Source organism: Pantoea sp. B623 (assembly GCF_024814475.1).
Classification (GTDB): Bacteria; Pseudomonadota; Gammaproteobacteria; order Enterobacterales; family Enterobacteriaceae; genus Pantoea; species Pantoea ananatis.
Genome location: NZ_JANUXM010000003.1, coordinates 100,062 through 116,292, shown reverse-complemented (window position 1 = coordinate 116,292; position 16,231 = coordinate 100,062). Strand labels below are relative to the sequence as shown.

General features: G+C 51.1%; 12 protein-coding genes and 2 pseudogenes. 8 read left to right on the top strand and 6 right to left on the bottom strand.

The genetic code is table 11. The features are described from left to right. Window positions 1-239: 239 nt before the first annotated feature. The gene (locus NXS97_RS01150) at window positions 240-1,157 is read left to right on the top strand and encodes a LysR family transcriptional regulator (RefSeq protein ID WP_014333158.1); all 918 of its coding nucleotides are present in this window, start codon (window positions 240-242) and stop codon (window positions 1,155-1,157) included. A gap of 182 nt (window positions 1,158-1,339) precedes the next feature. Here NXS97_RS01150 and NXS97_RS01145 read toward each other — a convergent pair whose 3' ends face one another. Continuing rightward, window positions 1,340-3,397: a bifunctional diguanylate cyclase/phosphodiesterase gene (locus NXS97_RS01145; RefSeq protein ID WP_013027882.1), complete on the bottom strand. Its 2,058-nt coding sequence runs from the start codon at window positions 3,395-3,397 to the stop codon at window positions 1,340-1,342. Window positions 3,398-3,795: 398 nt separating this feature from the next. Between NXS97_RS01145 and NXS97_RS01140 the strand changes: the two genes are divergently transcribed. The 4 genes from NXS97_RS01140 (at window position 3,796) to NXS97_RS01125 (ending at window position 8,139) form a co-directional block, all read left to right on the top strand. Continuing rightward, on the top strand, window positions 3,796-4,818 hold the full coding sequence (locus tag NXS97_RS01140; RefSeq protein ID WP_013027883.1) for a LacI family DNA-binding transcriptional regulator: 1,023 nt from the start codon (window positions 3,796-3,798) through the stop codon (window positions 4,816-4,818). 214 nt (window positions 4,819-5,032) lie between these two features. Continuing rightward, window positions 5,033-5,938, top strand: a complete 906-nt coding sequence (locus NXS97_RS01135) for a TIM barrel protein (RefSeq protein ID WP_014598321.1) — start codon at window positions 5,033-5,035, stop codon at window positions 5,936-5,938. A gap of 11 nt (window positions 5,939-5,949) precedes the next feature. Beyond that, on the top strand, window positions 5,950-7,119 hold the full coding sequence (locus NXS97_RS01130) for a Gfo/Idh/MocA family protein (protein ID WP_014333162.1): 1,170 nt from the start codon (window positions 5,950-5,952) through the stop codon (window positions 7,117-7,119). A gap of 129 nt (window positions 7,120-7,248) precedes the next feature. Beyond that, window positions 7,249-8,139, top strand: coding sequence for a sugar phosphate isomerase/epimerase family protein (locus NXS97_RS01125; protein WP_116220115.1), 891 nt, complete (start codon window positions 7,249-7,251; stop codon window positions 8,137-8,139). A gap of 401 nt (window positions 8,140-8,540) precedes the next feature. Here the strand turns inward: NXS97_RS01125 and NXS97_RS01120 are convergent, their stop codons facing one another. From NXS97_RS01120 to NXS97_RS01110, 3 genes are read right to left on the bottom strand one after another with little or no spacing between them, the layout of a single operon-like run. Next, on the bottom strand, window positions 8,541-9,869 hold the full coding sequence (locus NXS97_RS01120; RefSeq protein WP_028716031.1) for an FAD-binding oxidoreductase: 1,329 nt from the start codon (window positions 9,867-9,869) through the stop codon (window positions 8,541-8,543). A gap of 14 nt (window positions 9,870-9,883) precedes the next feature. After that, window positions 9,884-10,489, bottom strand: a complete 606-nt coding sequence (locus tag NXS97_RS01115) for a cupin domain-containing protein (protein ID WP_014604642.1) — start codon at window positions 10,487-10,489, stop codon at window positions 9,884-9,886. Window positions 10,490-10,534: 45 nt separating this feature from the next. Then, complete coding sequence (locus tag NXS97_RS01110; protein ID WP_014333166.1) at window positions 10,535-11,287, bottom strand: ABC transporter substrate-binding protein; 753 nt, start codon at window positions 11,285-11,287, stop codon at window positions 10,535-10,537. 270 nt (window positions 11,288-11,557) lie between these two features. Between NXS97_RS01110 and NXS97_RS01105 the strand changes: the two genes are divergently transcribed. Together NXS97_RS01105 and NXS97_RS01100 are read left to right on the top strand one after the other, a co-directional pair. Next, on the top strand, window positions 11,558-12,208 hold the full coding sequence (locus tag NXS97_RS01105) for an amino acid ABC transporter permease (protein WP_013027890.1): 651 nt from the start codon (window positions 11,558-11,560) through the stop codon (window positions 12,206-12,208). Window position 12,209: 1 nt separating this feature from the next. Further along, window positions 12,210-12,956: an amino acid ABC transporter ATP-binding protein gene (locus tag NXS97_RS01100; protein WP_014333167.1), complete on the top strand. Its 747-nt coding sequence runs from the start codon at window positions 12,210-12,212 to the stop codon at window positions 12,954-12,956. 433 nt (window positions 12,957-13,389) lie between these two features. Here NXS97_RS01100 and NXS97_RS01095 read toward each other — a convergent pair whose 3' ends face one another. Further along, on the bottom strand, window positions 13,390-14,526 hold the full coding sequence (locus NXS97_RS01095) for a GNAT family N-acetyltransferase (RefSeq protein ID WP_105077550.1): 1,137 nt from the start codon (window positions 14,524-14,526) through the stop codon (window positions 13,390-13,392). Window positions 14,527-14,963: 437 nt separating this feature from the next. On the opposite strand from NXS97_RS01095, the pseudogene NXS97_RS01090 reads away from it, so the two are divergent. Beyond that, window positions 14,964-15,229: pseudogene (locus NXS97_RS01090) on the top strand (methyl-accepting chemotaxis protein); the annotation flags it as partial. Window positions 15,230-15,974: 745 nt separating this feature from the next. On the opposite strand, the pseudogene NXS97_RS01085 reads toward NXS97_RS01090, so the two are convergent. Next, window positions 15,975-16,121 (bottom strand): annotated as a pseudogene (locus NXS97_RS01085) (hypothetical protein); the annotation flags it as partial. Window positions 16,122-16,231: the final 110 nt, after the last annotated feature.

The following is a 16,231-nucleotide window of genomic DNA, read 5'->3' as shown; positions in this document are numbered from 1 at the left end:
TCATCGACTCATACCGATAGCCAGATGAAGGTCGGCGACTCAGCCACCGTCAGCTTTACGGTACAAATTTTGCAAGAGAGCAGGGATTGCCATGTAATAACCTGGGGTTTGGGCTCTGCCGGAAAGCGGTTGCAGGCTTTCCCGTAAAGTTGCGGTGTTGGCAGTCTCATGCAGGCACTGCTGTAAAAGGGTGGTGACAACAGCCTGCGGTCAGGTGAATCCAGTTAAGGTGAATAATAATGCGGCTCCGTCACATAGAGGTATTTCAGGCCATCGTACAGACCGGTAGCATCAGCGCTGCAGCGCGCTTGCTGAATGTGTCCCAGCCGAATATCAGCCGCGTGCTGAATCATGCGGAACAGCAATTGGGTTTTGCACTGTTTGAGCGACGGATACAGGGAATGAGCGTCACGGCGGAAGGACGACGCCTGCTGCCCGAAGTAGAAGATCTTTATCAACGTTTGCAATCCATCACTCAACTCACCGAACAACTGCGACGCGGCGAAGGCCAGATAGTCCGCGTGGGTGCGGCTCACGCGTTTGGTCAAATGGTGCTGGCACCCGCATTGGTCACCTGGCGACAACAGGTGGCCTCGGTCAGTGTCGAACTGGTCACGGAGCACTTCAAGACCTTGTGCCAAATGATTCTGGAAAATCAGCTTGATTTCGCCCTGGTGTTTGGTCAACAGGTGGATGCAGACCTTTTGGCTGAACCGCTGTTCCAGTCTTCCATGGTGGCGCTGCTGCCGCTCAATCATCCCCAGCATGAACCCGTTTCGCTGGAATGGTTATGCAGCAATAATCTGCTGATGATGCAGACCCAGGATCCGCTTGGGCGCGTATTACACCGCGCGCTGCGCGATAAAAAGCTGAATCCCGCTGTGTCACTGTCGATTAAAACCTATTCGGTGATTGCGGATATGGTCCTGGCAGGCGGCGGCGTGGGCGTCGTGGATCTGTTCACGGCATGCCGCTATGCCGACCAGCTAAAATTGCTCCCCGTCGCGCAACCGTTGCCGTTTGAAGTGATGCTGATCAGCCGTCGTGATAAACCCCAGTCACAGTCCACTCTGCAACTTAAGCAGGTAATACGTAACAGGCTGTGGGAGATTGCCCGACAGTGCGAAGCACAGTTTCTGGTTGAGAAAGCAAGCTAAAAACGGCTTCTGGTGAATCTGGTGGTACACCTGCTATCGGCAAAGGTTTGCGTCACTGTTTTGCCTTTTGAAACCTGTTCTGGTCGTCCCGGTGCAGTCATGGATACTTATTTCTTTTAAAGACATCCGGCGCTTTCTGTCCCCGTCAGTTGTTCCGGCAGGGACTGAGAAGGGCACACACTTTACTTCTGAATCCAGCAAGGGCCCGGCCTGCCAAAGAGGTATCCCTGCAGTAACGGACACTCATTCGTCTTTAGCCACTCTGCCTGGGCAGGCGTTTCCACGCCCTCTGCGGTCACTTCAACCTGGAGTTGACGGCAGAGTGAAAGAACGGAGCTGACGATGGCAGCCGCTCCGGAGTCCAGGTGCAAATCGTTGATAAACGACCTGTCTATTTTTATCCTGCTGAACAGTCCGGAACTGAGGTGGTTCAGTGAAGAAAAGCCCGTACCAAAATCATCCAGTACGATATGAATTCCGGTATCCCTGAACCTGCGAATCATTTCGTAACTGCCTTCGGGGTTGTCGAACAGCGCCGACTCGGTGATTTCGAGCTCCAGCCGGTTTGGGTGCAGCCCACTCTCAATAAGAACCGTTTTCACCCTGTTGGCCAGCTGTGGATCACGAAACTGACGGGGCGAGATATTAACTGCCACGCGTTCGTGCCCTGACCACTCCGCCATATCGTTGCAGGCTCGCTCAAGCGCGAATGCGCCAATATCATGAATAAGCCCGGTTTTTTCAGCGAGCGGGATGAACACGTCAGGCGAAACATTTCCCCTTACAGGATGATTCCAGCGCAGCAGGGCTTCATAGGAAACCACTTCCTCACTGATGCTGCAGACGACGGGCTGATAAAAAATCTGCAGCTCACCGTTCTCGAGCGCGCCACGCAGGTCATTTTCCAGGCTAAAGCGCTCTGCCGCCGAACTGGCTAGCTCATCGGTAAAAATTACCCAGCCTTTGCGCCCGGCTGACTTGGCAGCGTAGAGGGCGATATCGGCTGCCGATAACATGCTTTCGGCATCTCGCGCATAGCCCGGAAAGAGGCAAACCCCGAAGCTGCAACCCGAGGTGACTTTCCGCCCTTTCAGCATGAAGGGCTCCTTCAGGACCATCGTTAGGCGCGATGCTGTTTCGCTTGCGTCTTCTGCCGAGCTAATGCCGGGCAAAACGGCAACGAACTCGTCACCGCCCGTGCGGGCCAGAATGTCGCCCGGGCGCAGGACTGACAGCAGCCGTGCTGAAACCTCAATGAGCAAGGTATCGCCCGCCGCGTGACCCAGAACGTCGTTGACGCTTTTAAACCGGTCTATGTCAGACACCATGACCGCAAAGGGTTCGTCACCGTCCAGAAGCGTTTCAAGCTCAGGCATCAGGCCACGGCGGTTGAGAAGCCCTGTCAGCGGATCATGAAGGGCCAGATGGTTCGCTCTGACCGCAGCCTGATACTCCGCCGTGACGTCCAGTATGGTATACAGGAGATAGTCATCTCCGCCGCCCGAATTCAGCCTTTCGGCGGAAATCCGTAATGAAAATTCCGGCTCATTATCGCCCGAAGAAACCGTTTCACTAAAGCCCTGGTCGGGAAGAAGGTCAAATGCCTGCCTGAACACAGCCGCGAGATTGTCTGGCAGGCCCGCAGGCAGGGCGGTTCGGGTATTCCCACTGCGTACCCGTTCTTGCAGACAGGACAAATTCATGGCCGTCGGGTTCGCGCGTATGATGTCCCCCGATGCAACGTCACACAGGATGAGCGCGCAGGGCGTGTGGCTGAATACGGCGTCGAGCACCTTATTTGTGTCTGATAACTCGGTTTCCCTTTTCAGGATAACTTTTTGAGCGATGCGGAGCGCCGCCCTTTCCTGATAGCCTTGTGAAACGTCCCGCACGATTTTGATAAAGGCCGCATTATCTTCATCGGACGGATTGAGAAATTCTATTTCAACTGATGCCCGAAACGCGCTGCCGTTTTTGCGCAGGCGCCAGCCCTCTCCTGTGAACTTGCCGCGCTCACGGGCCTCCCTCAGGTTGGCCTCAGGGATATTCCTGGCCTGCTCATCTTCATCATAAAAAACCGAAATATGCTGCCCTCGGATATCGCGGCTATCCCATCCCTTGATCTCACGGCATCCAAGATTCCAGCTCATCACTTCTCCGGTGGAAGACAGCAGATATATCGCACAAAGAGACGTTCTGGCCACGGCGGCCCCCAGTTGGTCATTGGTTACGGATTTCATGTGGCTATCCTTGATGAGTTCATCGACCTGTTCGGAGATGATCTGGCGTTAAAAACGATTATCGGCGCCGTTAGCCAGAAACAGAGACAAAAATTTGTAAAAATTTAGTTAGAGGCCATATTACGCCACCTGTCTGGACCAGCCCAATCATAATGCACACGGGACTTAGCAGCGTTCGCTTTTCGCTGTAGAGTCAGTCGTTTCACGCACAATTAATTTTTTAAAAGTCTGCCGCAAGTGACTTAATGCAAATCCAAACAGCGCTATCTGCTGTACGCATTCCGGAGGCACCGATCTCACCAATACGGTTATCATCCCGCAAAAAGCGCGGAAGCCTTTTGCCGCTATCCTGTTTATGTGTTTAGATTGATAGAAATCTATCATCACCAGGCTGAGTAATGAAAAAAATCTCTATGTCAGCGGTGGCACGAGCAGCCGGCGTGGGCGTCGCTACCGTGGATCGCGTGCTTAACAACAGAGCTTCTGTTAAACAGGAAACCCGGCAACGGGTCCTGCGCGCCGCTGAAGCCTTAGGCTACCGTGAAGACCTCATTAAGGTCATGACGCCGGACGTGACAGCGGCCAACATCCACGTGCGTATCGGGTTCATTTTGCTACCCAATAATTATTCTTTTTATCAGGTACTTTCAGAAGAAATCAGTCGATGCGCAGAGGGAAAACTGGCGACGAAACCGGCGTTTATGTGGGCCGATATTCACGATGTGGAGAACGTCGTATCGTCTCTGGAAGCGCTGGCAGAACGCGTTGATATCATCGGGCTTGTTGCTCTGGATCATCCCCTTATACGACATACGATTAAGCAGCTTTCCGCCTCAGGTGTGCAAATTTTCACGTTGTTTTCTGATCTCTCCCCCTGTGGTCAGGCGGGCTATATCGGGCTGGATAACCTCAAAGCAGGACGTACGGCGGGATGGTTTGCTGAACGCATGACAGAAAAAGAAAGTGTGATTGGCGTCCTACTGGGTGACCACCGTTTCAACTGCCAGGAAAGCTGTGAAATAAGCTTTCGTTCATACCTGCGTGAAAACAGAAAAGATGCCGTGGTTCTGGAGCCTCTCCAGACGCTTGAATGTATCAATGGGGGCTATCTGGCCGCGACGCAACTGCTGAAAGACAACCCAATCATAACAATGATTTATGCGCCATGTGGTGGTGTGGAAGGGGTGATTAAAGCCGTTTCTGAAAGCCCGCGGGATGATATAAAAATTCTCTGTCATGGCCCCTTTATCGGCGATGAAATGGCGCTGATTGAGGGACAGATCGACATCATGATACGTCACCGCATTGATGCCGTGGCTGAAAAGATCGTCTCTGTTTTTATCAGCAGATATCAAGAGAACGATCGCAATCCGGTTTACGTTACCCTGCCTTTCGATCTCATCACTCGGGAAAATATCTGAATCACTCCGGCTTCTGCCGAAGGCTTGCGCAGACTGCATTTGATGTAAAACAATCAAATAAATGATATAAAAAATCATGATCGCTATCAAATAACTCACTTCGAAGGGTTGCCGGTGTTAAAAAACCGGCGCAATACTGCGCGCATTGAGCCAGACGATTGCCGTCGGGGCGCTCAGTGTTCATCAGTGTTGCCGCATCCGGAGAAAAAACATCATGACGATTTCCATCGCGACTGCGCCCTGCAGCTGGGGAGTGGATGACCCGAAGAATCCTTTTCTTCCCCCCTGGCAGAGCGTGCTTAAAGAAGCCGCGCTTGCAGGTTATAAAAGCCTGGAACTGGGGCCGTGGGGATATTTGCCCGTCCAGCCGGATGCGCTAAAAGCTGCGCTTGCCGAATTCCAGCTGTCGATCGTTGCTGGCACCCTTTTCGACGATTTGGTGAGTGAAGAGAACTTTCCGGCCATGATCGCGCTGACCCATAAAATCTGTCACAACCTGAGCTTCCTTTCCGAACAGGGCAAACCTACACCTTATCTCGTCATCATCGATTTCGGCGATCCTGAACGGGCAGCCACCGCGGGCCAGTCTGAAAAAGCGCCACGACTGAACGACAGCGACTGGCAGACCATGATGAGACATATCACCGTTCTGAGTGAGATCGCCTGGAAAGAGTACGGTGTCAGACCGGTCATTCATCCCCATGCAGGCGGCTGCATTGAGTTTGCCGATGAACTGGAAAGGCTGGTTCGCGATATTCCTCATAGCGTTGCCGGCCTTTGTCTGGATACCGGCCATTTGTATTACGCCGGCATGGATCCTGTTGCTGCACTGGAACGTTACTGGGACCGGATTGATTACCTTCATTTCAAAGACGTCAACGAGGTTGTCTGGCGTCAGGCCATCAAACAAGGGCTGGATTTTTTTACCGCCTGTGCCCAGGGCGTCATGTGCCCACTTGGCAGCGGCGCTATCAACTATCCCGATGTCCACGCATTTCTGTGCCAGCGCCATTATCAAGGCTGGATCACTATTGAACAGGAAAGGGATCCGCGTGATGCAGACACCAGCCTGCGTGACGTCACAGCAAGTCTGCACTATCTGCACTCAGTCGGTTTTTAAGGAGAAAGGTCATGATTAACGGCATTAAACCGCTTAAAAATTCACTGCGGTGGGGCATGGTGGGCGGCGGCGGTACCAGTCAGATTGGCTACATTCACCGTTCATCAGCACTCCGCGATAACACATTTACCTTAGTTGCCGGGGCGTTCGATATTGATGCGGCACGTGGACGCGCCTTTGGTGAAGCTCTGGGCCTTTCCCCGGACCGGTGCTATGCCGACTATGAAACCCTGTTTGCATCAGAAGCAAAACGCGATGATGGCATTCAGGCTGTCTCGATCGCCACACCCAACAACACGCACTTTGCGGTCTGCTGCGCAGCGCTTGAAGCCGGTCTCCATGTGATATGTGAGAAACCGCTGTGCTTTACGGTGGAAGAAGCTGAACATCTGGCGAAGCTGAGCCTGGAGAAAAAGAAGATCGTCGGCGTGACTTACGGTTACACCGGTCATCAGCTCATCCTTCAGGCCAGGGAGATGATCGCGCAGGGATTACTGGGTGACATCCGCATCGTCAACATGCAGTTTGCACACGGTTTTCATCACGAAGCCGTTGAACAGAATAACGCCAGCACCAGCTGGCGCGTCGACCCGCGCTTTGTCGGACCCAGTTATGTTCTGGGTGATTTGGCGACCCATCCGCTGTGTATCGCTGAAACCATGGCACCCGAACTGAAAATCAGACGGCTGCTTTGCTCACGCCAGAGCTTTGTGAAAAGTCGGGCGCCTCTCGAAGACAACGCATTTGTTCTGATGGAATACGAGAACGGCGCAGTGGGAAATCTGTGGGCCTCAGCCGTCAACTGCGGATCAATGCATGGGCAGAAAGTCCGCATCGTTGGCTCCAGAGCCAGTATTGAGTGGTGGGATGAGCAGCCAAACCAGCTGCGTTTCGAAATTCAGGGTGAGCCGGTGCGCATTCTGGAAAGAGGCATGGACTATCTGCACCCGGCTGCTCGTGAAGATGACCGGATAGGCGGCGGTCATCCGGAAGGACTTTTCGAAGCCTGGTCGAATCTCTACCGACGTTTCGCGCTGGCAATGGATGCAACCGATCGGGGCGACGACGCATTCCTGAAAAACTTCTGGTATCCCGATGTCCATGCCGGCCTGGCTGGCGTCAGATGGGTGGAAAACTGTGTCCGTTCAGCCGACTCCGGCTCGGTGTGGGTGGAATGCTGAGGTCCTGGTCGTGAGAACCGGACTCAGCCTGTCACACAGGGTTGACAACGCCTGACATTCGATCCGTTTAATGATTTTCGCTGCCTGAACCCGACTCAGGCAGCAAGAGACAACGCAAAGGTGGCATAAATGAAAATCGCTTTCGATGTAGATGTAATCAAAGATCTGGGCATCACCAAAATGGTCCAACAGGTGTCGGAATGGGGATACAACTACATTGAGCAGTCTCCACATCCGGAAATTAACCCTTTCTATAAGCATCCTCGTGCCAGCCGCGAGATCATGGCTGAGTATAAAAAGACGCTGCGCGAAACAGGTGTGGAAATTTCATCGTTTATCTGTGTTTATCGCTGGTCTGGTCCCGATGAACTGCGCCGACAGGCGGCCGTTAAAAACTGGAAACGTATGGTGGAGATCGCCGTCGAAATGGGCGTACAGGTCATCAATACCGAACTGGCGGGCGATCCTAATCAACCCGAAATCTGCGATGAAATGTTTTACCGCTCAATGGAAACGCTGCTTCCGCTGTTCGAACGTGAGGGTATCCGTGTTGAAATTCAGGCGCACCCGTGGGACTTCTGTGAAGAGAGCGATGAGACTGTCAATATGGTCAGGTCGTTCAGGAGTGATAACGTTAAATATGTCTACAGCGTTCCTCATACCTTTTTCTATGATAAAGGAAAAGGCGACGTAGAGAAGATGCTCCGTCATGCCGGACACGATCTGTCCCATGTTCTTATTGCCGATACCATGAACCACACAAAGCATTGCCGTTACATCGTTAACCCACCAGGCGTGGATGCCACTATTCATCAGCACGTTGGCATCGGCGAAGGCGAAGTAGATTTTGACACGCTGTTCCGAACCTTGCGGGAAATGAAGTTTGCAGAGCAGACGTTCAAAGTAGGGGGAGAGCCTATTGTGGCCGCATCGCTTTTTGGTTATCCGGAAAAAATGAAGTATCAGGCCGTGGAAACCCGCGAGCGGATAGAGCGAGAATTGCTTACGCCTCATCCATGAGTGATGTGCCCGGTGAGATGTAAAATTGCTGCCGGGCTTTTTAAAATATGCCTTCCCAGTATTTGCATGCCAGCCTCTTCCTGTAGAACAGGCCATAATCAGCACCGTCGGTGCCGCACAAAGGTCGGGTGCCCCTTTGTCGTACTCGCCTGCTTACCGCTGCGTTCAGCGATTTTACGCCTTTCTCTCCGGTAATGACGGATGACCTTTTCTCTCACGCCTCACCACAGAAGGCTTAATCAGAATCAGGGAATGAGGGCTGATTTTTACACTGTGCAAATTAAGCTGGCTCAGAAGGGGGCAACCGCCCGGTAGATCACTAACAGATCGTCGCTATGTTGACGAGACAGGCCAATGCAGGCCATACGCTTTCGCATAGCCTGTCTCTGTGGTCTGCACCGCTACATCATTTGTGGCTGGCGAATAACGTTACCTTTATCAAAGCGTGAGAGCCGGTAGGGGGCAAGGTCGGTATAAACGGGCTTATTCGTCATCATCTGTGCACACAGCAGTCCCGCACCCGGCCCGATGGCAAAGCCATGACCACTAAAGCCAGAGGCAATAAACATGCCGGGGATCTGGTTCACTTCATCAATAACCGGCACCAAATCCGGTGTGGTATCAATCCAGCCCGCCCAGGCATAATCGACTTTTGTCCCCTCCAGCGCGGGAAATAAGCGGATTAGCTCTGCCAGACCATCATTAACGATGCGTTTATCCGGCGTGGGATCGAGAACCCGGATTTTTTCAAAAGGGGAAGGCGTGTCATGAGACCAACTCCCCGAGGCTTCAGGGCCTGAAAAGAATGAGCCATTCAGCCGGATTTTCAGTTTCTTTGCCACTTTACTGCGGAACATAGGATAAAACTTTGCGGCATATCGGATGTTCTGTGGCGCCAAATCGATCTGGCCCAGGCCCGGAACGGCAACGGTATAACTGCCATCCAGACGGCGACGAACACAGAGTTGCGGCGTGCTCAGACAACCTTTTACAATTTCCGGGGCGGCGGTTGTTTTAAACACCGTGCCCAAAATATTGGCGGCGGGGAGTTCAACGCCATATTGTCTGCAAAAACGCGAGCTCCATGCACCGCCGCAACAGATCACCCGGCTGGCTTTGACTAACCCGCGCTCTGTCCAGACGCCAGAAACGCGTCCGGCGCTGATATCCAGTGCCCGTACCGCGCAACGCTGGAAAATGCTGGCACCCAAATTTTGTGCACCTTTTGCGATGGCGGGTACCGCCTGTGACGGTTCTGCGCGTCCATCCGTCGGCGACCACACGCCGCCACGCCAGGCTGTTTTGTCACCAATACGTTCCTGAGCCTCACGTGCGGATAACAACTGGCTGGTAAAGCCAATCTGCTTTGCCTGCTGGCCCCATTTTTCCCAACGCGCCAGGTCAGCGTCATTTAGCGTGCCATACAGGATGCCGCTGCGCCTGAAGCCCAGATCCATTCCGATTTCAGTACTGAGTTCATCCCAGCGCTGCAGGCTTCGTATCGCCATCGGCAACTCATGCAAATCACGGTTCTGTTGGCGCACCCAGCCCCAGTTTCTACCTGACTGCTCACCGGCAATCACGCCTTTTTCAAACAGCGCAACAGAAACGCCTTGTTTAGCCAGTTCATATGCCGTTGACGTCCCCACAACGCCGCCCCCTATTACAACAACATCGACGGAGGTGGGGAAGAGGGTACTGTCATTAACGCTATCGACCTTAATTCGCATGAGTTAACCTTGTTTCAAATATGATGTCGGGGCGGAATATGCATAATCCACAACACACGGGCTTCGGTGTCGCTGTCGTTAAAAATGTTATGCGGCAGATGGCTTTTAAACTGAAAGCTGTCGCCCGCTTCGATGAAGGTCGTTTCACCATTCACCTCAAGCGCAAGCCGGCCCTCCATGACCACACCTGCTTTTTCACCTATCCCCGTCAGCATCTCTTCAGAGCGCGTGCGGGGAGGGATGCTGATATACATGAACTGGATATCGTGCTCGCCGGACGGCGATAACATCTCTTTGCTAATGCCCTGCTTGCCAACCTGAAAATGCGGTCGCTCACGCCAGCGACGAACATAGTGTTCAGCACCTGGCCGCATCACCTCATGTTGTTCAAGAAAAGCGGTCAAGGGGACATTCAAGACCACCCGAAGCTGCTCCAGTACCCGTACCGTCGGGTTAGCCAGATTACGTTCAATCTGGCTAATTGCCCCTGCCGACACATTTGCCTGTTGCGCCAGTTCTTTAATAGTCATATTGCGAGACTTGCGTATTAATTTTAACCGTACGCCAATATTGATCTCGACGGCACTCAGATCCTCAGAGTGCATTAACGCTGTTTTCATCACCATGTTCCTTAAGGTTTCGTGCCTCCGTGCATGAAAGCGCGATTAGGGCATTCCCCACTTAGCTTTGATTTTTTGCAAAGTGCCATCCGCTTTCATCGCCGTCAGGGCGGTATTGATATCGGCAAGCAGCTTATCGTTGCCTTTTTTCACACCAAAGGCCATGGGCGCGATATGCTCGGGCTTATAACCATCCACCACATGCATGCCTTTGTACGCACCTGATTTTTCCTGATATTTCATGATCGGGTAATCGTTCATGCCCGCCGCGATACGACCCAGCGACAGATCACGCATCATGTCTGCCGGACTGTCGTACACTTTCACCTCTTTCGGGATACCGCTCTTAATCAGAGCCTGCGTGTAATCGGTGCCTGTCATGGTGCCAACGATGTCACCTTTCAGATCCTGCTGAGAGCGATAGACTTTTTTGTTGTCATCACGCACGACCAACCCGGGTCCGAATGCGGTGACCGGCTGTGAGAACGAGATACGTTTTTCACGCTCGGGTGTTGGTGTCATCCCGGCCACGATCATGTCAATTTTGCCAGCAATCACAGACTGAATAAGCGTAGAGAAGGGCACAGCCGTAAAGTTAACATCCAGGTGCTGACGTTTAGCCACTTCGGCAGCCACATCCGGCATGAAGCCTTCAATCTTACCGGTTTTCGTATCCAGAAATGTCGTTGGCGCACTGGAGGGCGGCGAGCCTGCCGTTAATGTGGCAGCGTGCGCACTGTAAGTGACGCCGAGGGCAACAGACAATAAAGCCATAGTAACGTGCGATCGAATAGACATCACTAACTCCTGATTAACATGCGAACAATTAACTTCACTATAATGAAATTAAATCCCCACCTGTCAATCTTTTCTTTTTAAAAATGCCGCGCCTCACAAATTAACATAAAACCCTTTGATTTCGGGGCAAGGTGAGCCTTCAATCCATTTTATTACATGAATAAGTTAATGCTATGACGTCATCCGATGAAAAGTTTGACAATATTTACGGGTAGCCATATTCATTAAAATGAATTTTAGCCTCACACTCAACACCGGCGGGAGCGCATAATGGACTGGAGCAGTATTCACGTTTACCTTCCCTTTCTTTTGCAAGGGGCGGAAATGACAATTTATATCACGATCTTGTCCTTGCTCATCAGCACGCCGTTAGGTCTGGTGTTTGCTGCCGCAAAAATGTGTCCTTTTAAAATCATCTCCTGGCCCGTGAGCGTCATCATCAATATCACGCGTGCCTTACCGATGATTGTGGTGCTGTTTTATATCTATTTTGTTTTCCCCGATATCGGCATTACCCTGACATCGTTTCAGGCCAGCGTGGTCGGTATCGCTTTCTGCTTTTCTACCTTCCTCGCAGAGATTTTTCGCTCGGGTATTGAATCGGTCGATCGTGGTCAGCTTGAAGCGGCGCGCTCGATGGGCATGAGCTTCTTTAAAGCGATGCGGCGCGTCATCCTGCCTCAGGCTTTTCATGTCGCGCTACCGCCGTATAGCAATACGCTGGTGATGATGCTGAAAGATTCTGCGCTGGCATCAACGATTGCGGTTACCGAAATGACCCGGCAGGGACAACTTCTGGCCGCCTCAACCTTTGATAACACCACCGTATATACGCTGGTTGCGTTACTTTATCTGACCTTGTGCATGCCACTGCTGGCTTTCACTAAGCACCTTGAAAATCGTCAGAAAAAAGGAGCCTGAGATGATTGAAATTCGTGATGTCCATAAGCGGTTTGGTGCAGTTGAAGTGCTGAAAGGGGTAAGTTTCCGCGTCGATGAGGGCGAAGTGGTATGCCTGGTGGGGCCCTCCGGTTCCGGAAAATCGACTGTGCTGCGCTGTATTAACGGGCTTGAAACCTATGAAAGCGGCACCATTCGCGTGCTCGACCAGCATGTTGACAGTAAAAGTAAAAATATCAATTCGCTTCGTCGCCAGATAGGAATGGTTTTCCAACGATTTAACCTCTTTCCGCACCGTAGCGTGCTGGAAAACGTGATGGAAGGTCCGATTTACGTTAACGGTGAATCGCGCAGTAAAGCCGAAAAGATAGCCAAAGAGTTACTGGAAAGAGTAGGGCTGGCCGACAAAGTCTCCGCCTGGCCATCGCAGCTTTCCGGTGGTCAGCAGCAGCGCGTGGCCATCGCCCGAACGCTGGCATTGCAGCCGAAAGCCATTCTTTTCGACGAACCGACATCAGCACTGGATCCGGAGTTAGTTGGCGAGGTTCTGCAGGTCATGCGCAACCTGGCACAGCAGGGAATGACCATGATCGTGGTCACGCATGAGATGCAGTTTGCAAGAGAGGTCGCCGATCGCGTCTGTTTCCTGCACAGCGGACAAATTGTGGAGCAGGGCCACGCTGAACAGGTGCTGTTGCGCCCTCAGGAGGCGCGCACGCAAGATTTCCTACGGCGGGTTCTGGGAACATCTGCGTCCGGAACAGGATGAGACGGGAGCAATTCTGTCACTCCTGAGACTTTTTAGCGCCTCAAGAAAGCGCATGAGGCGCAAATAGCGGATTGATGACGTTACCGTGCAGATACACCCGCCTTGCTGATGGCCACAATCAGCGCGGTTCCGCCGAACCCCCATCCCCAGAATGTTTTCGCCAGACTTAATTTTCCTGTCACAAGCGCCTTTAGCATTGTCAGTTCCCTGTCTGAATCCGGTTATATTCGGTCAACGACAGGCTCAAACAGAAACTTTCCTGACATTCTCTTTGAAAACACGCTACCAGACCGAAAGGATGGCCGCGTGTGCGTGAGGCCCGTCAGGTACGGGGAAAGCGTGTCCGGAGAAGGATAACCGTGCTTATTGTTATTGCACATCAAAAAGTCGCTATAGTTTCAATATCTAAAGCGACTTGAGATTAATTTTTATATCATATTTTTTTTCTGAAAGTTACAAACTCATCATCACGCTCAGTGATTTGCCAGCCATTTTTTAATAACCGCTGTATTTGGCTCGTGTTATTGATGAATACATTTCCTAATTTGTATTTATACCCTTCATTTATCAAATGCTGGTCTCGTATTTCCATCATTCTTTTTCCTAAGCCAAGCCCCTGAGCACTACGGCTAATTACCATATTTACATAGGCGCTTTTTTCGCGGCTATCTAGATCTTGGAAATAGTCAGCAAGTCCAACGAGTTTACCTCCTCGGAAAAGCCCAATGCTTTCGTCATTTTTGTAAAGGTCGACCCGGTTTGCTTCCCGGGGAAAATCGCCAAATCTCTTTTCATATGAATCTTGATCTAAGCTCATGATAAAGTCTTTAAGTTTTAATTGGTCTTCTCTTGAGTTCAAATTTAATTTACGAAAAGTCGGTTGTAAAAAAGCGTCTGATGATGTTGAAGCAATACTTCTTGCGTGAGAAGTATTGCTGGTACCTGCTGCAGTTGTGAAACCCGACCTGGATGCGGGCCGGCCGGTCGTCTGGTTAAAAATGGGCTGCGGTGGTACTCTTGAACTTGAAGAACGAGAAGGTGTTCGCTGCACTTGATTGGCGTACATTGAGTTCTGTGCCATCGTTAAATGCCCTGAACGGGAGGGTGCTCGATACGGCATATCGGCATAAACAGGGTATTGCGGCATTGAGGAATGTCCGGAACGAAACGGATGAGGCTCAGGTTGATCAGCATACATCGGGTTTTGAGTCATTTGGACATGACCAGTTCGAGAAGGGGGACGCTGCGGAAGATAGCCGTATGCCGCATAGGGCGTTGTGGAGGAAGCACCTGAGTGTGTGGGGAACCGTTGCGATGTGTTATTGTAAATTGAGGAATGAATTAACGGAGTGCCCGAACGCGAAGGTGGGCGTTGAGTCATACTGGATGGAAGATTACTAACTGGCATTGAACCGTAACCTGAACGTGATGGTGGTCGCTGCTGTGCTGAGCTTGATTGAGTGTTATGTGAAGTGTTTGCTTGCCTTGATGGGGGTCTATCACTTCCTGATTGGTAATTGTTATAAAGATAAGGATATTGAGAATTTCCGGGAATACGACCTGACATCATTTCACCTCATTATTTAAAGCCCATTAAGTGTCTGACGTGCTACTTTTGTTCCATTTTTCTTATTCAATTCTTTTTTTTGATTTATTAAGATAGAAAATTCGGTTCATATGGCTGTAACGACTTTAACTCCATGGTTTTATTAAATTGGTTTTGCTATATGATTGTGAAATTAATCGAGAATGCCCCTCAGTTTAGCATTTAATCAAAACGCCATTTTTTGACGTTATTTCACCTATGAATATCATCAATAAAATACAGACCGTGCTTTGACATACTTAGGCCTTGTCGTGATGACTAAAAGCTTAAACATGTGTATAACCCGAAAACTTCACGGCGTTATTATAAACCGGATCTTTATGGGAACATCTATTAAAAACTTACATTCATCATTGCAATAAAAACCATCATGACGGGCAGCATGTTCGAATACTATGGGGATTCTGGCGCTGAACGTCGTTGTTGAAGCGGCGCGGGCGGGCGAGCAGGGGAGGGCTTTGCCGTTGTTGCTGGTGAGGTCCGTAATCTGGCGCAGCGCTCATCCTCCTCCGCACGCGAAATCAGGGCGCTCATTGAGTCATCAATGGGCTTTCTTGAGGCAGGTTCCGCGCAGGCCGAAGGCGTGGGAGACAATATGTCCCGCATGAATGATGCCGTACGTCAGGTCACTGACCTGCTGGATGAAATATCTGTTGCCGCGGGCGAACATGTTCCGGCCGTCTGCAGATAGTTATCCTGTCTGCAGCCAGAGCAGATAAAATAAACATAACATGCATTCCATCTGTTTTTTGCGACTCCCCAACCCTGGGGAGCTTTTTTTCCTAATGTATCTCTCTTCCCGGAACAAAATGACCACGGGGACCACTCAGCTATCGCAAGTACCTCCAGCGAGATAATTTCCGCCTTTCCCTGAGCGGAGTGTTGACATTGCTTTGCCCCGCTATGCGGGGCTTTTTTTTGCGCGGAATTCTGTTTATATCCAGCTACGCGATTTGCACGTTCTCGATTTTGCGGCCAGGATTAAAGCGTACCGGGAATTACATGCTGCGTTCCCGAAAAAACTACTTTGCAAACGTTATCTCTCGCTCAGCCCGCTCAAGATGGCGGTTTTTTTGCGTCATGTGAAGGTCGTCTTGGGACGTTACGGCTATCCCGACATAAACGGATGATGCTGTGTAACAAGCAGGTGACAAACCGTTAATAGCCCAGGAAACTTACAGGAAGCGTCCTTGCAGAAAATGACAATGATCTGTAACGACTTTGCAAAAGAAGGAACGGACTGAGTGCATAGTCAGACACTTAATTTAACATAATTAGTATTATGCGCACTTTAATGTAACGGCTAAATTCAGATGTCCGCCTCTGGCTATATTGAGATGTCCGCATTATCGTCCTTTTCCAGGGTTTCCCGGCTGAGGACGCAACTGATGACGGCTTAGGATTCGGAGTGCTGAGAGCATGAACAGACGTTTGGCCCCCATACGTCTTGCCAGCCAGCTGCTAAGCGGTATGACCAACATCAGGCCCAGGATGTAGACATTACTTATCCATGCCAACTGGCTAACGGCTGGTTGGAGTACTTGCCTCCCCTGTGACATCTCTCACCCCCTGCCAAAACATTTCCGTTTAGTACTGGAAAAATACTCTCTGTATCCGGCCAGACATTGCTGATAATTTGTCCAGACTCTGGTTTAACATAGCTGACAAA